At 57.4% G+C, this 17,342-nt stretch carries 22 protein-coding genes and 1 pseudogene; 5 read left to right on the plus strand and 18 right to left on the minus strand.

Annotated features, from left to right (window positions below):
- Positions 1-182: pseudogene (locus AC1Q6I_RS24680) on the minus strand (hypothetical protein); the annotation flags it as partial.
- 169 nt (positions 183-351) lie between these two features.
- Between AC1Q6I_RS24680 and AC1Q6I_RS24685 the strand changes: the two are divergent.
- Positions 352-609, plus strand: a complete 258-nt coding sequence (locus AC1Q6I_RS24685) for a LasR-specific antiactivator QslA (RefSeq protein WP_102624238.1) — start codon at positions 352-354, stop codon at positions 607-609.
- Positions 610-650: 41 nt separating this feature from the next.
- Here the strand turns inward: AC1Q6I_RS24685 and AC1Q6I_RS24690 are convergent, their stop codons facing one another.
- The 9 genes from AC1Q6I_RS24690 to AC1Q6I_RS24730 are packed head-to-tail and all read right to left on the minus strand — an operon-like array spanning position 651 to position 8,118.
- Positions 651-3,404 (minus strand): conjugative transfer ATPase, encoded by a 2,754-nt coding sequence (locus AC1Q6I_RS24690; RefSeq protein ID WP_102624239.1) that lies wholly within the window; start codon positions 3,402-3,404, stop codon positions 651-653.
- Positions 3,404-3,820 (minus strand): TIGR03751 family conjugal transfer lipoprotein, encoded by a 417-nt coding sequence (locus tag AC1Q6I_RS24695; RefSeq protein WP_102624240.1) that lies wholly within the window; start codon positions 3,818-3,820, stop codon positions 3,404-3,406. Before AC1Q6I_RS24695 ends, AC1Q6I_RS24690 begins: the two co-directional genes overlap by 1 nt.
- Positions 3,783-5,300, minus strand: a complete 1,518-nt coding sequence (locus AC1Q6I_RS24700) for a TIGR03752 family integrating conjugative element protein (protein WP_102624241.1) — start codon at positions 5,298-5,300, stop codon at positions 3,783-3,785. The genes AC1Q6I_RS24695 and AC1Q6I_RS24700 overlap by 38 nt, the downstream gene beginning before the upstream one ends.
- A complete protein-coding gene (locus AC1Q6I_RS24705; protein ID WP_102624242.1) occupies positions 5,290-6,102 on the minus strand; it encodes a TIGR03749 family integrating conjugative element protein in 813 nt (270 codons plus the stop codon). The genes AC1Q6I_RS24700 and AC1Q6I_RS24705 overlap by 11 nt, the downstream gene beginning before the upstream one ends.
- Positions 6,099-6,740, minus strand: a complete 642-nt coding sequence (locus tag AC1Q6I_RS24710) for a PFL_4703 family integrating conjugative element protein (RefSeq protein WP_102624243.1) — start codon at positions 6,738-6,740, stop codon at positions 6,099-6,101. The genes AC1Q6I_RS24705 and AC1Q6I_RS24710 overlap by 4 nt, the downstream gene beginning before the upstream one ends.
- Positions 6,737-7,150 (minus strand): TIGR03750 family conjugal transfer protein, encoded by a 414-nt coding sequence (locus tag AC1Q6I_RS24715; protein ID WP_102624244.1) that lies wholly within the window; start codon positions 7,148-7,150, stop codon positions 6,737-6,739. The genes AC1Q6I_RS24710 and AC1Q6I_RS24715 overlap by 4 nt, the downstream gene beginning before the upstream one ends.
- Positions 7,151-7,157: 7 nt before the next feature.
- Positions 7,158-7,529: a TIGR03745 family integrating conjugative element membrane protein gene (locus tag AC1Q6I_RS24720; protein ID WP_101270206.1), complete on the minus strand. Its 372-nt coding sequence runs from the start codon at positions 7,527-7,529 to the stop codon at positions 7,158-7,160.
- Positions 7,530-7,546: 17 nt separating this feature from the next.
- The gene (locus AC1Q6I_RS24725) at positions 7,547-7,786 is read right to left on the minus strand and encodes a TIGR03758 family integrating conjugative element protein (protein WP_102624245.1); all 240 of its coding nucleotides are present in this window, start codon (positions 7,784-7,786) and stop codon (positions 7,547-7,549) included.
- Positions 7,783-8,118, minus strand: coding sequence for an integrative conjugative element protein, RAQPRD family (locus tag AC1Q6I_RS24730; protein ID WP_102624246.1), 336 nt, complete (start codon positions 8,116-8,118; stop codon positions 7,783-7,785). Before AC1Q6I_RS24730 ends, AC1Q6I_RS24725 begins: the two co-directional genes overlap by 4 nt.
- A gap of 214 nt (positions 8,119-8,332) precedes the next feature.
- On the opposite strand from AC1Q6I_RS24730, the gene istB reads away from it, so the two are divergent.
- Together istB and AC1Q6I_RS24740 are read left to right on the plus strand one after the other, a co-directional pair.
- The gene (gene istB / locus AC1Q6I_RS24735; protein WP_158244431.1) at positions 8,333-9,049 is read left to right on the plus strand and encodes an IS21-like element helper ATPase IstB; all 717 of its coding nucleotides are present in this window, start codon (positions 8,333-8,335) and stop codon (positions 9,047-9,049) included.
- 218 nt (positions 9,050-9,267) lie between these two features.
- On the plus strand, positions 9,268-9,912 hold the full coding sequence (locus tag AC1Q6I_RS24740; protein ID WP_046481818.1) for a TetR/AcrR family transcriptional regulator: 645 nt from the start codon (positions 9,268-9,270) through the stop codon (positions 9,910-9,912).
- 73 nt (positions 9,913-9,985) lie between these two features.
- Here AC1Q6I_RS24740 and AC1Q6I_RS24745 read toward each other — a convergent pair whose 3' ends face one another.
- The 8 genes from AC1Q6I_RS24745 to AC1Q6I_RS24780 all read right to left on the minus strand — a co-directional run bounded on the left by AC1Q6I_RS24745 (position 9,986) and on the right by AC1Q6I_RS24780 (position 13,946).
- Positions 9,986-10,507, minus strand: coding sequence for an acyloxyacyl hydrolase (locus tag AC1Q6I_RS24745; RefSeq protein WP_102624248.1), 522 nt, complete (start codon positions 10,505-10,507; stop codon positions 9,986-9,988).
- A gap of 226 nt (positions 10,508-10,733) precedes the next feature.
- Positions 10,734-11,267 carry an adenylyl-sulfate kinase gene (cysC, locus tag AC1Q6I_RS24750; protein WP_102624249.1) on the minus strand — a complete coding sequence of 178 codons (534 nt, stop codon included), beginning with the start codon at positions 11,265-11,267 and terminating at the stop codon, positions 10,734-10,736.
- 11 nt (positions 11,268-11,278) lie between these two features.
- Entirely contained in the window at positions 11,279-11,977 is a 699-nt protein-coding gene (locus AC1Q6I_RS24755) for a hypothetical protein (protein WP_102624250.1), read from the minus strand.
- Positions 11,977-12,300 (minus strand): hypothetical protein, encoded by a 324-nt coding sequence (locus AC1Q6I_RS24760; RefSeq protein WP_102624251.1) that lies wholly within the window; start codon positions 12,298-12,300, stop codon positions 11,977-11,979. Before AC1Q6I_RS24760 ends, AC1Q6I_RS24755 begins: the two co-directional genes overlap by 1 nt.
- A 9-nt stretch (positions 12,301-12,309) precedes the next feature.
- Positions 12,310-12,447, minus strand: a complete 138-nt coding sequence (locus tag AC1Q6I_RS24765; protein ID WP_158244432.1) for a hypothetical protein — start codon at positions 12,445-12,447, stop codon at positions 12,310-12,312.
- 173 nt (positions 12,448-12,620) lie between these two features.
- Positions 12,621-13,292 carry an aromatic ring-hydroxylating oxygenase subunit alpha gene (locus AC1Q6I_RS24770; protein ID WP_310592860.1) on the minus strand — a complete coding sequence of 224 codons (672 nt, stop codon included), beginning with the start codon at positions 13,290-13,292 and terminating at the stop codon, positions 12,621-12,623.
- A complete protein-coding gene (locus AC1Q6I_RS24775) occupies positions 13,219-13,470 on the minus strand; it encodes a hypothetical protein (protein ID WP_256581250.1) in 252 nt (83 codons plus the stop codon). Before AC1Q6I_RS24775 ends, AC1Q6I_RS24770 begins: the two co-directional genes overlap by 74 nt.
- A gap of 41 nt (positions 13,471-13,511) precedes the next feature.
- Positions 13,512-13,946, minus strand: coding sequence for an enolase C-terminal domain-like protein (locus AC1Q6I_RS24780; protein ID WP_256581249.1), 435 nt, complete (start codon positions 13,944-13,946; stop codon positions 13,512-13,514).
- Between the two features lie 443 nt (positions 13,947-14,389).
- Between AC1Q6I_RS24780 and AC1Q6I_RS24785 the strand changes: the two genes are divergently transcribed.
- Entirely contained in the window at positions 14,390-14,764 is a 375-nt protein-coding gene (locus tag AC1Q6I_RS24785; RefSeq protein ID WP_102624252.1) for a 2-oxo acid dehydrogenase subunit E2, read from the plus strand.
- A gap of 145 nt (positions 14,765-14,909) precedes the next feature.
- The gene (ppsA, locus tag AC1Q6I_RS24790) at positions 14,910-17,342 is read left to right on the plus strand and encodes a phosphoenolpyruvate synthase (protein WP_102624253.1); all 2,433 of its coding nucleotides are present in this window, start codon (positions 14,910-14,912) and stop codon (positions 17,340-17,342) included.

Below are 17,342 nucleotides of genomic sequence, written 5' to 3' on the forward strand. Positions count from 1 at the left end.
AGGCCGACCTGGTAAAAGCACGGCCTGCCTGACGGCAGGCCGTTACCGGCCCGCACACAAAATATCTGACAGTCCCCCTCGGCCATGAGCGCCAGTTGCTCTTGGGTCAGGTTTTTCACGCGTCGCATCAAGCGGATGTTTTCCGACAGATGCAGACGAAGCTGTTCGTAGTTTTGAGTCATGCGCGCAAACTGCGCCTTGAGGGACTCTCAATCCACGGGATATAGTCTACATTGGCATTCAACTAGACCATTTGGTGTTCATGCCTGTTATCGAGCGTTCATTTGGTGTCGTTAAGCTTTTCGAGGTTGGATTCCACATCTAACAATAATTCAGACATCTAGGGTGTGTATGGACGAAAACTACATTTCAATTCCGACGGCGGATGGTTGCCCAAGTCTTCTGACGCCTTGGGGCAGCGAATTTGCCCCGATGATTGAACGTGGCGTGCAATGTGCTCAAGCTTGGCTTGATACGCCCGGGGAGACTCCACTGTGGTGGGCGCTGGCGCAAACCCGCAAGACCTTTCCCGTCGGCGACTGCCAAGATGCTTTTGAAGCCGGATTCTTGTTGAGGATTCAGCAGCGGCTTCGAGGCGCATCACAGTGACCTGTCGCTCGCTTTAGAGCGCGAGACCTGAATAAATTTCTTTATGCGGGTTCTATTCCTCGCGCTCTATCGATCCGATCAGCTACCCGGTAAGCCGCTTCCAACTCTGAACAGCCGTTGTCCTGCATCAATGTCCAACGCTCGGCTTTTTCCTCGGGCTCCGTCATGGCCAGGGCGAGATAGAGGCTAGGCGGTACAGCCCGAAACAGCGTTTCGAGTTTCTTCGACAACACCACTCCTTCAGTGTATTTTCCCGGTTCTTTGTTGGCGGAGAGCAGCAAGGCTTTCTGCGCCGGAGTGAGTTTCTTAAACCGTGCGATTTCTTCGATTTCCGCGGGCGGCATGTTCAAACAAATCCACCATTCGATCATGTTGAGCATGGTCTGCGCGGCCGCGGGAAAGTCGGCAAGGTTTTGCGTCGCCAGCCAGAACCACGCGCCAAGTTTGCGCCACATCTTCGTACCCTTGACCACGAACGGTGCCAATAATGGGTTTTTGGTGACGATATGGCCTTCGTCGGTGACCATGATGATCGGCCGCCCCAGGTACTGGTCGCGCTCGGCAAGATTGTTCACGGTGTTCATCAGGCTAATGTAGCTGATGGACATCTGGGCCTCATAGCCTTCGCGAGCGTAAGTGGCCAGGTCGACAATGGTCACATCGCTCTCGGGCCAAGGCGTGCCCTCGCGATCGAACAGTTCACCCTCGAACCCCTGGCAAAACAGGTCGATGGATTCGCCCATTTCCTGGGCACGCTCGCGACGCTTCTCCGGCAAGTGCGGGTCGGCGGCGACGCGCAGCAAGGCGTCGCGCACGTCGCGGGTCAGCACCTGACTGCCCGAGGTGACGCAGGTTTGCGCCGCATCGAGAATGCACTCGCGAATCAGGCTGCGATCGGCCCGGCTCAGGCGTGCTTCTTCCTTAGCCTCGCCGCCAGTGATCATCAGGCGCGCGGTGATTTCCAGTTCTCCGAGAATATCTCGCTGGTCTTCGCGACTCGCTACGGCTTCATCATCCCACTCATCGATCGATAGATTTGCCACCTGATCTGGTTGCTCTACCAGGCGGTAGGCATCGGCGAAGGGTGCAAGACTGACCGAGGCGCCAGGTTTTAACTGAACCTTGTTGACCGACAGACCCTGTGTCGCGAAGTAGTCACCCTGCAAGCCAAACGAATTGCCGGCCTCGACAATAACCAGCCGCGGGCGGTACACGGCCATGACCTGCATCAGCAGGGTGACCAGGGTGGCCGACTTGCCTGCGCCGGTCGGGCCGAACAACAGCAGATGACCGTTCATAGCCCGGTCCAGGCGTGACAACGGATCAAAGCTCAACGGCGAACCGCCACGATTGAACAGGGTGATACCCGGATGTCCTGTTCCTGTGCTTCGGCCCCAGACCGGAACGAGGTTCGCTAGGTGTTGAACAAACATCAGGCGGGTGTACCAGTTGCGCGTGTCGCGGGCCGGGTTGTAAGCCATCGGTAACCAACGCAGGTAGCTGTTGCAGGCGGCGATCTCATCGCCTTCGCGTACCGGTTGCAAGCCCGCACCCAGCAGCGCATTGGCTAGGCTGACCGAGCGCTGGTGCAGTTGCTGTTCATCGTCACCGCGCACGTAAAACGCCAGCGTGCCGCGGTACAGCTTGTGCTGACGGCCGATGATCGCGCGGGCTTCTTCGACATCCTGACGGGTCTGGGTCGAGGCCAGGTTTTCACCGATGGCTTTGCGCGCCAGGCGGTTCAACTGATCCTCAAGTACATCTTGGGGCTTGACCACCAAGGTCAGACTCATCACCGTACCTTCGGGTAACTGGTCGAACAGGGCATTCACCGCGTCGCCCTTGCGGTTTTCTCCGGTGAGTTGACCAATCAAGGGCGCCCGGCGCAGCTTATCCACTACCATGACCCGGTGTGGCTGATCGTCAAAAAACCAGAGTCCGTGCTGCACATCCGAACGCGGTTCGTTGAAGAACAGCCGCTCGGCAAAGTCATGATCGAAGGGCAGATCCAGCGACTCACCGTCACCCGACTCCGGATAGGCCACACGGCGGTAGAAATCCTCGGGGGCTTCATTGGTGAGCGTGGGCGCAGGATTGAACCAGGGCAATAACCAGGCATACAGACCTCGGCCATCGACTCGTGTTGATTGCACCCCGCACGCCTGCAACGAAGCACGGATACGTTCGCAAGCCTGTTGCAGCGATTGCACTGGGGTGAGTCCCGTCTCCTCAGCGTCAGACTCAAGCCAGCGATAGACCACCAGGCGCACCCTCCGGTTATTGCCACGCCAGGGTAGGCGGGTAACCACCTTATCTTCAAACAGACCACCGGGCTTGGCGATGGCCTTCAGATGGCGGCGAGTCAGTTCCAGGTACGCTTCGGTGAAGACAGTGCCTCGCGCGCTGTCCTGAATATAGTCGGTGAACCGGTTCAAGTAGAGGGTGAAGTCGTTGTCGTCCTGGCAGAAAAATTGCGCCACCCAAGGCGCTTGATCCAGCTCATCGAAACTGTCCTGCAGGGCATCTTCGAGGGCATCGCGAGCCGCCATCAGCCAATCAGGTTCGCGCCCTTCGGTGCCGATGGGCAGTAACTCGAACACCGCACCCACCGAGCGGTTGTCATCGAGCAGAAAACACTGTTCGGTGTCGAGGTATTCCACCCAAGGCTGGTGATCGGTGAAGCTGGGGTTGTGCGCATACAGTGCAGCTTCATCGGCCAAGGTGGCGCGAGGGCGCAATGGGTGGCGCCAGGCTTTCCACGCAGAAGTGCGATTGCCCGAATCGCCGGTACGCACTACAAGTCTTCCTGACGTTCACCAGGCAACGCGTACTGCACCTGTTGGTAGAACGGAAAGACGGTCGAGTAACCCGGGACTGGTGCCTGCTCGGTACCACTCAAATGCGGATACACGTAAAGCACTAGATCGGGATTGGGCAAGCGAGGGAACAGGTTGCGGATCTCGTTCGCCGCTGTACGCGTGTACGGTTCCTGGAGAACAACGGAGAAATCTGCTTGAGCCAACGGGCGGCGTAACTGCTGCCGAGCATCCAGCAGTTGCTGCTGAGTGCCTTGCGAACCGGCGCCGTTCCAGATGTCCAGCATGGTTTGCTCGCCATGGGGCAAAAGCGTGTCCTTGTCGGTGGAACACCCCGTCAGGACCCAGCAGATCAAGCTAATCCAGGTCAGGCAGGGAGGCATGGTCTTTTTCATGGCGAACGCTCCGGCCCTTGGGCTCGTAGTCGATGGTGATCTCATGGTCGAGGTGCAGTGCGACCTGGGCGGCCGGTGGCACGTACACTGCAGCGAAGGCTTCGCCATACAGTTTGTTGACCCACTCGCGGATGTCGCTGACCCCACCACTGAGAATTGAATTCAGCGCGCTATTGCCACTGCTATTGGTGACCCCGAGCGTACTGCCTCCCGAACTGATCATGCTGCTGTTGTTCCGCTCATCCCCGAGCAAGGCAGCGACACCCGCGCCGGCCGCGGTGATCAAGCTCTGGCTGCCGAGGTATTGTTGGGCGTTCGAGCGGCGCTCGCCGGCAATGCAAGGAATACCATACGGGTCGGACAGGTAGCCGAGTCCGCCACGGATCTTGTCGGAGTTCGAACTCTGGGTGGTGGAGGCATTGCGGCTGGCGACCGCCTTCGGCTGAGGCACCGTGCGGATGGTGCCATCGGTAAACACAAAGGTGATCGACTCGACCTGTCCGCGTACGCAAGACAGGGTCCAGTCACCGGACGCTGTGCCGCTCATCACGGCCCCCGCGACGTCCGGTAGGTCGATGCCGTTGGCCGTCAGGTTCTCGGGGCCGACCAGTACCTTGAAGGGATAGGGATCATTCACTGTGCCGTCCACCGGGACTCGGCCGATCAGCGCGGTCATGGCGACCGAGCCCATCAATGTCGCGTTTTCGGGAATGGTGTAAGCCGGCTTCGCGCCTTCGGTACGATCAGCGGAACGTGTCGGGTCACGCGCACCCTGGGTGACTTTACGTAGCTGTTTCTGGCTGCGATCAATCGCGTTATCGTTCAAGCCCTCCAGTGAGTTGAAGGCGGTAGGCAAGCGCAGTGCGGAGGAGGTCTTGGTTTTGCCTCGGGCGTCGGTGGACGGAGCATCCGAGGGTTCAATCCACTGCAGCGCATCATTAGTAGAATGCTGCCCTTCGAACTGAGCACCGTCGCCTGGCTCAAGCCCCAATCCGATTGGCATATCCTTGCCTTTGCCGCTCAGCCCCGACAACTGATCCTGCAATTGCGTCAGCAGACTGCGCGCCTGACGACTGTCTTGTTCCGCTTTGAGTCGGGCCTCGTTGGCTTGTCGACGGCCTTCGTCGACCTGCTGGGTCACGCTGCCAAGCGCCGTCTGGATACGCGAATCGACACTGTTCTCCCGTTCGCGCAGGCGGTTGTTTTCCGTCTGCAGCGAATCGTTGTGTTTCTTCAAACCGAGCATGTCGCTGCGCATGGCCTTCACCTGCCCGACTAGGGTGGCGACCGTGTCGCGTGGGGTATCGCCAGCAATGCCGAGCGACTTGGCTTGCTCGGCGGATAACTGAAGGTTGCCCTGATCCACTGGGTGCTCTGGAGAGGGCGTGCTGCCACCCGCGACCCAGCTTTTCAGGATGATCAACACCACGGCCAGCAGCGCCGCCGGTACCAGCCATTTGAGCAATGCGTTAGCGTTCATCGCCAGCACCTCGCGCAACGGGCGGAAGCAGCACGGCGTGTTCGAGGCCGGCACTGCGGGTGACGAGGTAGGCAATCGTGGTGTCTTCTGCGCTGCCGACAGGCCCGAGGAAAGCATGCTGGAAGGCCGCGGCGAACAGCTTGACCTGAAGCCGACGCGGATCGAGTTGCACCGTCTCTGGACCACGATTGCGCAGTTTCACCGCCGTCACCCAGTAATCACCAAGTCGCCAGGCGCCGATGGGTGTGCTGGACACGTTTTCGGTCGGCAGTAGGGTCGGCAGTTCGGTGCCCAGCTTGAGCGGCACGCGGCGTACACCGGGTAGGGACTCTACGGTGCGCAGCGGCGCGTACAGGCTCTGTGCGGCGTAGCGCGTCAAAGCGACCGGAATCGGCGTCCGCTCTGGAGCAGGGGCGGTGCTAAATTCTGCCTCAGCAGCCTGCGCCTGAGCATTCTTGAGAATACGCACGGGCTCCAGCGGTTGATCACCGGGCGTGGCCGCGATGTCCAGCAGGATGATCTCGTCCGTCGCGACCGATTGCAGTTGCAGGCGGGTCGGTGCAATGGCTTCCGACGCGCGCAGGTACAACGTGCCACCGGTTGATTGCACGCGTAGCTTGTCCGTCAAGGTTGAGGGCACGCCGACTCGAACAGCCTCATCGACAAAGACCACCCGCTCCTGATTGATCACCAGTGGGACCGCGAGGGGTAGGCGTTCCCAGTGCATCAGCTCGACGGCCTGCGCTGCAACTCCCCATAGCATCAGTGCGACGGTGAGTCCCAGGGTAGACATCCTCTTCATGGCTCACCTCCAGGCAGGGAGATTTTTTGCGGAGTGCCCTGATAGCAATCCAGCGCCAGCCCCCACTTGTTGCGTTCGGGATCCAGGTCAAAACGCACCACGCGTAGTGGATAACGCACCACCACCCGTTTCACCGGTTCGGCGGCGTAATACTCATCGGCGTTGAGGTCGAGCTTGACCAGCCAGCTGTCGCGATCGAGTTGCTTGACCCTGAGTTCCGGATCTTCGCTGTAGCCTCGGCCCAGAATTTCGTAGACGCCACGCACTCGCTGGCGCAGTTCACCAGCGGCCTTGCGGTACTCGTAGTCGCCGTCGAGGAAGGCCTTGCAGGAGGGTGTCAGGTAGGACTGCAAGCCATAGATAGCGCGGCGATAATCCTGCTCACCATCCGAGGGCCAGCGGTTGAGTTGGCCAAAGATGTACAGGGCAAAGGCATAGACATTCTCTGAGGGGATATCCCACCACTTGCGCGTGCTGCCCGAGCGCAGATCGGGGGGGACATGCACAGTCAGATCGGTCGGTGCCGAACGCCAGCCATACCAGAGTCCGGCACAGACCAGGGCGAGGACCATTACCGCCAGGCGTAGGCTGAAGATGTGGGCCTGCTGGGCATCCACCTTGTTCCGAAAACGACTCATGGCTGCCACCGGGGCAGGGCCGGGCGCAGTCGACGCGAACGGCGAACCGTCCAGGCGCCAGAGTGGAGAATCAAACTTCCGCGCCTCAGGCGCCAACGGCTGGCGAGTATCCATTCGAGCTTGCGGTACAACCAGGTCTCGGGGCGAGCCCGTTTGGCTCGACGCAGTAGCGTGCCACCGGCAAATAGCACCATTGCCATGCCTGCGATCATGCTGGTGGGCGCTACGGCAATGGAAGCGGTGGCGATCGCCAGAGGAACACCCAGCACCAGGCCGACGAGTGCGCCGGCGCCGAGCGCCACCCACATCTCATCATTGGTCAGACCACGCAATACGGCAGGGTCACGATTGAGTCGCTCCGGCAGAAAGACCAAGGTGCCGTCAGTAAGACGTTCGATAGTGTCGTTCATCCCGTCCTCACAAAATCGCGGCAGCCTTAGTCAGGAACCAGATGATGATCACCACCAGAAGGGCACCGATGCCAACCACCGCGCCGAGGTCTTTCCAGGTCTTGCGCTGGTTCTGCACGTCGGCATAGACCGTCAGGGAATGCCACGCCACACCCAAGAACGCGAGAAGGGCGATCAGCAGGCCGAGCAGGATGCCGCCGTCGTAGGCGTAGTTTTTAATCGTTTCGATCAACCCGGAACCTTCACCCCGCGAAGGTGCCTCCATGGTCGGTAGTTCGGCAAAAGCCAGGCTTGGACCGAGCACCAACAACAGACCGATCAGGCGCTGACTGGCGCGATCACGTAGGTTATTTTTTAGGGGGACAAGGTACTTGAGCATGATGGTGATCTCCGGTGTTAGGACAGGGTGAAGAACATCAGAACCAGCAATGTGAGCAGCACGCGCGCGGCGCTGCCGCCAAACGCGCCGAAGCGCACACTGCCTGTTGCCCATCCCCGGTATGCCGTCCACATCACCCAGGCACACCACAGCAAAACCAGGACGAGAACCAGGGACAGCCAGAGTGTCGAACTGCTTTGCGGTGAGAAGCCGGCGGCGTTTTGGAAGGCAGTGGTCTGGGCGTCGGTCATGCTCATGGCGAGGACTCTGCGGGCATAGTGTCGAGGCGGTAATCGCCGACCAATTCAGTGGGATCGCGAGGTTGAGCGCGGGAAGGGGACAGGTAACCCTGTATCCCTTGGCGGATACGCTGAATGTCCTGGATCAGTCGGGGGTAGTCGAAGCGATAGCGTTCGTTAGGTCCAGACGTGCTGGCTGCCTCAGCTTGCATTGCAAGGCGTTCGATAATGTTGAGCTGCTGCTGGATCAGGCTGAGCTGTTCCTGCTCATGAGCCGAGGCGGCATAGCTGCTGCCATCGACGATAGCCAGCGAGAACAGTAAAAAACAGCGAAAGACGGTAGTTGGCATGATTCTGGTCCATATGGATCTGGGAGCAGAATCAAGTCAGAAGTCGAATTATTCAGTAAAAAACATGAGGTCTGATAAATCGCTTTTTCTGGGGAGGTACCCCTGCCGAAATCCAAGGGGTTGCGAGCAGCATGATTTCGATCGTCCAACCCATGCCGGCGGAAAGCTTGCAGCATCCGCTATCGGTCTATCAGGCACTGCTCGAGGTGCGTCCATGAACCTTCAATATCTGCGCATCGAGTCTCTTTGCCAACAGTTCAAGCTGGACACTTTTGCGACGGACTGGCCGGCACTGGCCCAGCAAACCGCCGAAAAAGAAACGAGCTATGCCGACTTCCCGGAACAACTTCTACTGAGCGAGGATAGCGCTCGAAACGAACGGAGACGGCAAGCGCTGCTGCAACAGTCCGGGCTGCCGGCGGTGAAAACGGTTGAACAATACGACTTCAAATTCGCCAGCGGCGCACCGCAAAGTCAGATCATGGAATTGGCCGGTCTGGCCTTCATCGAGCGTAAGGAAAACGTCGTGCTGCTAGGGCCATCGGGTGTTGGCAAAACACACTTGGCTAGTGCGCTGGCTCATCGGGCAATCATGGCAGGCATTTCCACCCGATTCATTTCCGCCGCCGACCTGACGTTGCAACTGGTCGCCGCGCACCATCAAGGGCGCCTGGCTCAGCACTTCAGTCGCGTTATTCAACGCTCGAAACTGCTGGTAATCGATGAGATCGGCTATCTGCCGTTCGGACGTGACGAAGCCAACCTGTTCTTCAATGTCATCGTCAAACGGTACGAGCATGGCAGCGGGGTGTTGACCAGCAATTTGCCATTTAGTCAGTGGGCAACGACCTTCGCCGACGACTCGACACCGACCGCTGCGCTGCTGGATCTGACGGTGCTGTTTGAAAGTAACTCCCAGAAATCTCGCTAGAAGCGCGCTCTCAAAGTGAACCCATGGGCACTGCTTGGGTGCAGACGGTGCGCCGAGCATGGATGACTGTTCGTGGGCTTTCCACCTTGAGGTGCGGCTATATCTCCTTGAGGTTCAAAGGGGGTAAGTGCGAGCTACTAGACGGTAGGTCTAGTATTAAGCTTTAGGGGTAGACGGGTAAATGAGGCATACTGAATCGTCTACAGCGCAATCATCTTATGACCGAAAGAAAAAGCCCTCCATCCCCACGTCCGCCCCAGCAAGCAAGGGGGCGAGAGCGTGTAACAGCTATACTCGATGCCTGTGCTCGTATGATCGTTGACCAGAGTGTTACTCAGTTGACCATGCATGGTTTAGCACGTGAAGCGGGCACGTCCATCGGCTCGCTCTATCACTTCTTTCCTGACAAACAAAGGGTGCTTGAGGCTCTGGCCGAGCGACATGAGGAAGCCCTCTCTGCCATCACAACTCAAATAAGTGAACTAGATGACAGTGTGTGGGTAAAAGAAAGCGCAGAGGGGGTAATCGCTCACCTGATTGTTCCGATATTTGAGTACGTCGAAAAGCATAGAGATCTCGTTTCTATGATCTATCCGGTCGATGGCTCTTACCGCTTCAACAAGCCGGAACTGCGCATGAGAATCGAGGGCACGTATGCACACATGCTAGGACTGCGCTTGCCTAAGGTTGACGCTGATACCCGTCACGCATACGTACAGGCCCTAATGGCGTTACCAATGGGGATATTTCAAGTAGCGTGCGAAAACAGTCTTATGTCCAGACGGTTATTAGTTGAAGAACTGCCTAGAGCCCTGACCGCTTACTTAAAAGCGCTGGAAGAAATCCATACGAGTACGGGGTAAGCGTTCCGCTGATTATTCGGTCTTGCTCGGCCGCGTAGCAACTCAAGCAAGATCGGTCAAGTGTTGGCTTTTACTAAATATCGTGAGCGTAAAATAGCGAAAAGGATTCGATGCCATCGTTGGGTTCCTTAATGCCCACATTTGAGTAGTGGACAGCGCGGACGCCGATTTTCTGACCGCCCTTGAATTTCAGGCCGGCACCGATACGGTCTTCGAAATTGAACGAGGATCCCAGGTTCTGTTCACCAATTACAGTACTTGAAAAAACAGCAACGCCGATTCCCGCTTCTATGAATGGTTTGACCGATTCGCCTTGGAACTCGTAGACGAATACCGGAGCGAAGGATAACGAATGTCCAGCTGAACCGTTACTCCCAGCAGACCAGTACGTATATCCAGCGTCCCAATAGCCAGTCAGACGCCCGGTAGATGACTGCATCCATGATTGATCCCATTCCTGCCCGAGCGCGGCCCGATACGTTAAACCGCCTTGGCTAGTAGCTCCACCCGCAGCGGACAGCTCAGTGCCATTTGAGGAGGCCGCGAAAGTAGCCACGAAAAGCGCCGCCAGTGATGCTAAGAGGGTAGTTCTCATGTCTTGTCCTTGTGGTTCGTAGTAGTTATTTACAGGCCGGATTAGGCCTCATGGCCGTTATGGATGGTCATTCAGGTACTAGAACGACCAGTACATACGACTTTGATTTTCGCTCACGAGAGCCTTCTACCTCATAGAAGGCATCGTCCCACCCTTCTAAGCAGGTATTCTGACGCAGATTAGACGGGATCGTCTAGTTTTGTGGTGCGACAGTCTGATACGTATGTTATAGAGATGCAGTACCAATCCCCCAAACCCTACCCGCAGAGCCTCGGAGGGCTGTGATAAAGCCATAGACAGCGTTAAACGAGTAGGATATGGCAGTTGAGGAGGTGGTGCTGTCAATTACAATGTTGGGGGTCACCGGGCGTTCATAGGGCGAGTCAATGCCGGTGAAATTCTTGATCAGGCCTTTGCGTGCCTTGGCGTAAAGACCCTTGGGGTCGCGCCGCTCCAGGACATGCAGCGGCGCATCGATAAATATTTCAATAAAGTCGTCGGCGGCGAACGGCGCCCTGGCCATGCGGCGTTCCTGTTCGAAGGGCGAGATCAGGCAGAATAGGGTGATGACCCCGGCATCCACCATCAGCCTGCCGACTTCGGCCGTGCGCCGGATGTTTTCCTTGCGGTCGCTATCGGCAAAGCCCAGGTCGGCGGTTAAGCCTTGGCGCAGCCGGTCGTCGTCGAGCAGGCAGGTGTGCAACCGCTTACCGTGCAGGCCGGCCTGCACGCGGTTGGCAATGCACGACTTGCCACCCAGCCGCTATGGGCTCAAACTTTCGACAGACGTTCGGCCAGCCTGACGGCATGGGCATGCAGTTGCCTGGCATTCAATTGTCTATGCGGTGTCATCGCGACCAGGCTTTCAGGGGCTTGGTCCAGTAAGCGAAAGAAGTGTTGCTGCCATGATAGGCCCGGCGCGGTGGCAGTACTGGCGCGGCGGTTGCTGGCGATTTGATGCGTGCGGTTGCGCAGGCTCGCATTTCGCGCAAGGGTTGCCAGTTGCGCACCGATTTGCGGGGCCTGAGCGCCAGGGTTGGACGGATCGATGGCAATCAGGGGCAAGTCAAGGGCCCTGGCCGATGGCGTGTCAGGTGCCATCAGGCACAGGAACCGCTGACGCGCCTGCGCGGGGGAGCAATAGGCGATATTCTCGTCGGTCGTCAGCAGCACCAGTGGCCCGTCCCGTCGTGGTCGGTCATGCAGGCACTTGAGGTGATCCGCTGCATCAGCCAGCCGTTGCCAGGTGGCGGATAGCTGGAAAAACCGATAAATCGCCTGCTTGTCCCGCGCCGTTTGTTCCACGATCTTAGGGAACTCCATGGCCGAGTGTGTTACCAGGGCGAACCCGGGTGAGCGCTCGGCCTCATCATGCCAACCTTTGAAAAACTGCCATTGCGCAATCTGTTCCGGCTCCCATGACAGCAGTCGTGGGGAAAAGTCGATATCGGCAAAATCGCAGAAACGCATCAGGGTGCCGTGGGTATCCCCATTAAGTCGGCGTCACTGTCCAGGTACAGCACTTGGTCGCTGGGGCAATGCTCCAGTACTAGATGATGGGGACGCGCCAGCTCATCGAAACCCGACTCAGCGGCATCGAAGTAAGTGGTGCCGCCGCCCTGGCTGACGCGATAAAGTGACTGCATGACATCCAGTGGCTGGCGTACCAGAAAGACATGCTTGAAACCCGTCAACCAGGCGCCATCAATGGCCTGGAAGTCGAAGAAATAGGCGATCTCTTTGGAAAATTGCCGTTGCTGGGGCAATGCGGGGCGTTGGCACAGCAGGGCCATCGCTTGGCTTTAACGGGTGATGCCCACGGAGCCTTGTTCGGCCTGCCGGGTGCGCTCGACCAGCGCATGCTTTGCGGGAAAGTGCTGCAACAGGAAGAGTTCCGACAGCTGTTCATGCAGCACCCTCACGTCTGGGTGTTGCATCACGGCCCGCTCGAAGGCGGTCGAACAGCTCCTGGAAACGGCCCAGAGAATTACGTGGGCAGATGAGATGACGTCAGCATAAACAGCTCCTGGGCAGAGCCTGTACACGTGAGGTGTCTAGAGCTCGCCTGCGGGGTTTTTCAGCGCAATGAAACCCGACAGCAGAATAAGGACATTCATATAGCCCCCGGGTACACCTCCAGGCAAAAGTTTGGCCAAAGGTACCAGGCACCAAACTGACGGGACTGCAGTGATGTTTCCTTCGTCATATACCCTTGATTCGCTCCACTGTCGTGGCTGACTTGGGCGTGGTAATGCTCATGGATCGCCAAGTGGTAACTCTTGAGATCAAGGGTGGCCATGGACAGTGTCGGATGGCGCATCGGGCAGTGATAACACTCCGAGTAGTTTTCCACCGAAACTTTCCAGTTGGACTGCACGCTATAGTCCTTGGAGTAGGCGTGGGTCAATTTTTCCGGCTCCGAGGCAAAAGACCTTATGGAGTCTTCCAGACCGGGAAGCAGGGTTTGCATGGATGCGCAGTTACTGTCGAAGTTGATAAAGATAAACCCGCAAAACACCTCAAGCCGGATGGGTGCGGGTTGCGCCTGCTCGGTACAGAAGTCGTTGAGATGTTCGGACTTTCGCGCGCGGACCAACTGGCCCTGGGTGTTATAGGTCCAGGCATGGTAAGGACAGGTCAATAGCCCGGGCACATGGCCACGCCCCTCCACGAGCCGGTGTGCACGCTGCTGGCACACATTGTGGCATGCCTTAAAGTCGCCCGCCGTCCTTGTCTTTGACCACCAGGGCACTCTGGCGGCCCAGGTCCCGGACGTAATAGTCACCGGCCTTGGCCAAGGCTGAAACGTGGCAAACGTACTGCCAGGTCTTATAGTAAATCAGCTCCTTTTCCTGCTCGAAGAGCCGGCTATCCACATAGTGTTCGCTGGGCAAGGTGAAGGATGCAAAGGGATCGGCGTCGAAGCTGCGAGCCAGATGCAAGGATGATGGGGCGCTGGACATGGAGCCTCCATGGATCAACATGGTGGATAGAACCGGGGCGCTCAACTGTACTGGGCGACCGGAGATTTGAAATGCCGGGGCTCTAGTTCGAGCCCCGGCCCCGGGTTGTCCAGTACATACGCGCGGCCCTGGCGAATATCGAACCCACCCGTGGCCAGTTGCACATCATGGTGCCGGTAGCAGTTCCAACTCGCACGATGAAAGCGTGCCGGCGTCGCGGTGGCCAGGTGCATGACGGCGCGGTCCGAAACCAGGGTGCCGCCGACGTCCTCGATGTTCATCTGGATACCGTGATGGATGCAGAAGTCACGCAGTTGCCGGGCCTTGATCAAGCCACCGACCCGGGCGATTTTCAGCCCAATGACCTGGGTGATGTTATGGCGTTGGGCATACACAAGGTCTGCCAGGGTTACGATAGACTCATCGAGGATAATTGGGTTGCGAGTCAGCTCGCGCACGGCGCGGCACTGATCCATGGACTCACAGGGCTGTTCGAAACATACTTAGGATCCTGCGCGCTGTTCATCACCGCCACAGCATCGTCCACCGTCCAGACGCGATTGACATCGAACGTAATCACCTCGCCTGACAGGCGTTGCGCAATCAGGCTGTATCGCTTGAGCGGTAGGACGTCAAGCCTTAACGTATGCCCGGGGACTGGTACGCGAACTGGGCATTGAATTGCATCAGGTCACTGCCGCCAGCGATGGTGTTATCCGTGCGTCGCAGGTTCTCGCGGCTGCCCTGTTCCCAATCTGGATGCCGGCCCTGTCTAGAGCTATAAGCTATTTACCTCCGCGTACAGGACAGTGGCGTGAATAACATGATCGCCCCGCTTGGCACACCCACCTTCCGCGTCAGCCCGCTTGCCGATAGCGCTCTAAAGGCGATGGCCCATGCGTAACAGCAATCACTCACTCTGCTCCTGGCTAGGGCCTGTGTTCTGTGTGTACGGAAGCAACCTCATTTCAATTCTGTCTATACTCCGTTCACGCTGGTAGTGCGCAAGCAGGTAGACGTTGGGATTGCAGTGGATGTTCCCGGCGGGCGGCTCAGGCCGGTGTTGCTAGACGCCGCCAGACGTCCCTTCGATGAACTGGGCGAGGACGGGCGTATCCTGAGTAACAAGATTAAAAGAAATCGCCTGGGTCCAGACGATTATTGGGGCGCCACCTTCTATCTCTCCAACCTCGGGGTCTTTGAAATGATCACCCATTTTGATGCCATCATTCCGCCGGGGCCTCCGCGATTCTGGTGCTTGGGGTGGAGGAAGCAAACGGCAAGGCCGAGTTGACCCTGAGCTGCGACCATCGGGTGGTATTTGGCGCCGATGCAGCGCGTTCTCTGGGAACACTGTCGGGCTAACTTTCCAATCCAGAATCCATGGCTACAGAAGCGGCCGACAAAGCTGACCCCCCTATCAAAGGAGAAGCATCGTGATGCATTCACACCTCCATATCCGCTGGTTCAAAGAGCTGGGTATCAACGATGTACCGCTGGTCGGTGGCAAAAACGCATCGTTGGGAGAGATGTACCAAAACCAAACGGCTGAGGGTGTACGCATCCCCAACGGTTTTGCCGTTACCGCTGAGGCATATCGTTATGTGCTTGAACACAATAGGGCCTGGCAACCCCTGCATGAGGTACTTGATGGACTCGATCCTGACAACATCAAGGATTTGCAGGCGCGGGGGGAAAAGGCGAGGGCAATTGTATACGGCTGTGCAGTGCCGGAAGATCTAAAGACGGCGATATTGCAAAGCTATGCCCAACTTAAACAGGAATACGGCGAAAACATTTCATTGGCGGTGCGTTCCTCGGCGACCGCCGAGGATTCGCCGGAGGCGTCATTTGCCGGGCAGAACGACACCTATCTCAACATCGACAGTGACGATGATTTGCTTGATGCCTACAAACGTTGCCTGGCTTCCAACTTTACCGACCGCTCCATCCACTACAAATACGACAATGGCTTTGATTACTACAAGGTCTATCTCGCCGTCGTGGTCATGAAAATGGTGCGTAGCGATATCGGAGCCAGTGGCGTGATGTTTTCGCTGGATACGGAAACAGGCTTCAGGGATGTCGTCTTCATCAATGCCGCGCTGGGGCTTGGCGAGAATGTCGTGCAGGGTACGATCGATCCCGACAGTTTCTATGTGCACAAACCCAGCTTTCTTGAGGGTTATCGTGCCGTCTTGAAGCGCAGCCTGGGTAGCAAAGAAAAGAAGATGATTTTTACCGACACGCTCAATACCGGTAATATCGCGGTGGAATACACCGAGAATATTGACACACCCAGCGAAGAACGAACCCGCTTTTGCATCTCTGATGCGGATGTCATTGTGCTGGCCGACTATGCCATCAAAGTTGAAAACCACTATTCGAGCAAAGCCGGTTTTTACAAACCCATGGATATGGAATGGGCCAAAGACGGGATCGACGGCCTGTTATATATGGTGCAGGCGCGACCGGAAACGGTGGCGTCGCAAAAGAAAGGTAGCGTGCTTGAAATTTACCATCTCAAGCAAAGATCGACAGTCCTGCTGAGGGGCAAAGCGGTCGGCACCAGAATTGGCGCTGGCAAGGCGCGTGTCATCAACGATGCCAAACATCTAAGTGATTTTCAACCGGGCGAGGTGCTGGTCTCAGATACCACGACACCGGACTGGGAACCTGTAATGAAGACCGCCGCGGCTATTGTGACGAGCCGGGGCGGCCGTACCTGCCATGCCGCCATCGTGTCGCGTGAACTGGGCATTCCCGCCATCGTGGGAGCCGGAAACGCGGCAGAGGAGATCAAAGCCGGCACGCTGATCACCATCAGTTGCGCCGAAGGCGAAACTGGAAATGTCTATGAAGGCATTCTGGGTTTTGAAATTCAGCAAACCGATCTCAGCCAGTTGGGACATCCCAAAACAAAGATCATGATGAACCTGGGCAATCCCGATCAGGCCTTCAGTCTTGCCTCGCTACCAGTGGATGGCATTGGCTTGGCGCGTATGGAATTCATTATCAATGAATATATCAAGGTACATCCGATGGCGCTCGTACACCCGGAAAAGGTGGATGACGCAACACGTGAAAAGATCGCCGCCCTGAGTATCGCTTACAATGATCCTACGGATTTCTTCGTCAAGACCTTGGCCGAAGGCGTCGCCACAATTGCTGCGGCGGTGTATCCAAGACCCTGCGTAGTGCGCATGAGCGACTTCAAAAGCAATGAATACGCGACCCTGCTGGGCGGTAAGTATTTCGAGCCGGAAGAAGACAACCCGATGATCGGTTTTCGTGGAGCTTCCCGTTATACCCATCCTGCTTATGCCGAAGGTTTTGCGCTGGAGTGTGCGGCAATGAAACGGGTGCGCGACGAGATAGGCCTGACTAACGTCAAGTTGATGATCCCTTTTTGCCGCAGAGTGGAGGAGGGCGAAAAGGTGTTGGCGGCGATGGCCAGTCATGGCCTCAAGCGCGGAGAAAACGGACTGGAGGTCTACGTCATGTGCGAGATCCCCAACAACGTCATCCTGATCGACGCCTTCGCCAAACTGTTCGACGGGTTCTCCATAGGCTCCAACGACCTGACCCAATTGACGCTCGGCGTGGATCGCGATTCGGAAATCGTCGCCTTCGATTTCGATGAACGCGATCCGGGTGTGAAACAGATGATTCGCCTGGCGGTGGAGGGCGCAAAACGCAATGGCCGCCACACCAGTATCTGTGGACAGGCGCCGTCTGACTATCCCGAGATGGCGGAATATCTGGTGGAGATTGGCATCGACTCGATAAGCCTCAATCCGGACGCAGTGCTCGCCACGACTCGGCATGTTCTGGCGGTGGAAAAGCGTCTGTCACTCAATCGCAAATCGTAA

It is taken from the genome of Pseudomonas sp. MPR-R2A5 (assembly GCF_058793055.1).

Bases quoted from the DNA above. Each gene is read 5' to 3' on its own strand.
- AC1Q6I_RS24695 (WP_102624240.1), bottom strand. From the start codon at position 3,820: ATGAAAAAGACCATGCCTCCCTGCCTGACCTGGATTAGCTTGATCTGC.
- AC1Q6I_RS24775 (WP_256581250.1), bottom strand. From the start codon at position 13,470: ATGTCCAGCGCCCCATCATCCTTGCATCTGGCTCGCAGCTTCGACGCC.
- AC1Q6I_RS24720 (WP_101270206.1), bottom strand. From the start codon at position 7,529: ATGCTCAAGTACCTTGTCCCCCTAAAAAATAACCTACGTGATCGCGCC.
- AC1Q6I_RS24710 (WP_102624243.1), bottom strand. From the start codon at position 6,740: ATGAGTCGTTTTCGGAACAAGGTGGATGCCCAGCAGGCCCACATCTTC.
- AC1Q6I_RS24685 (WP_102624238.1), top strand. From the start codon at position 352: ATGGACGAAAACTACATTTCAATTCCGACGGCGGATGGTTGCCCAAGT.
- AC1Q6I_RS24745 (WP_102624248.1), bottom strand. From the start codon at position 10,507: ATGAGAACTACCCTCTTAGCATCACTGGCGGCGCTTTTCGTGGCTACT.
- ppsA (WP_102624253.1), top strand. From the start codon at position 14,910: ATGCATTCACACCTCCATATCCGCTGGTTCAAAGAGCTGGGTATCAAC.
- AC1Q6I_RS24780 (WP_256581249.1), bottom strand. From the start codon at position 13,946: ATGGATCAGTGCCGCGCCGTGCGCGAGCTGACTCGCAACCCAATTATC.
- AC1Q6I_RS24740 (WP_046481818.1), top strand. From the start codon at position 9,268: ATGACCGAAAGAAAAAGCCCTCCATCCCCACGTCCGCCCCAGCAAGCA.
- AC1Q6I_RS24755 (WP_102624250.1), bottom strand. From the start codon at position 11,977: ATGCGTTTCTGCGATTTTGCCGATATCGACTTTTCCCCACGACTGCTG.
- AC1Q6I_RS24700 (WP_102624241.1), bottom strand. From the start codon at position 5,300: ATGAACGCTAACGCATTGCTCAAATGGCTGGTACCGGCGGCGCTGCTG.
- AC1Q6I_RS24715 (WP_102624244.1), bottom strand. From the start codon at position 7,150: ATGAACGACACTATCGAACGTCTTACTGACGGCACCTTGGTCTTTCTG.
- AC1Q6I_RS24705 (WP_102624242.1), bottom strand. From the start codon at position 6,102: ATGAAGAGGATGTCTACCCTGGGACTCACCGTCGCACTGATGCTATGG.
- istB (WP_158244431.1), top strand. From the start codon at position 8,333: ATGAACCTTCAATATCTGCGCATCGAGTCTCTTTGCCAACAGTTCAAG.
- AC1Q6I_RS24760 (WP_102624251.1), bottom strand. From the start codon at position 12,300: ATGGCCCTGCTGTGCCAACGCCCCGCATTGCCCCAGCAACGGCAATTT.
- AC1Q6I_RS24730 (WP_102624246.1), bottom strand. From the start codon at position 8,118: ATGCCAACTACCGTCTTTCGCTGTTTTTTACTGTTCTCGCTGGCTATC.
- AC1Q6I_RS24725 (WP_102624245.1), bottom strand. From the start codon at position 7,786: ATGAGCATGACCGACGCCCAGACCACTGCCTTCCAAAACGCCGCCGGC.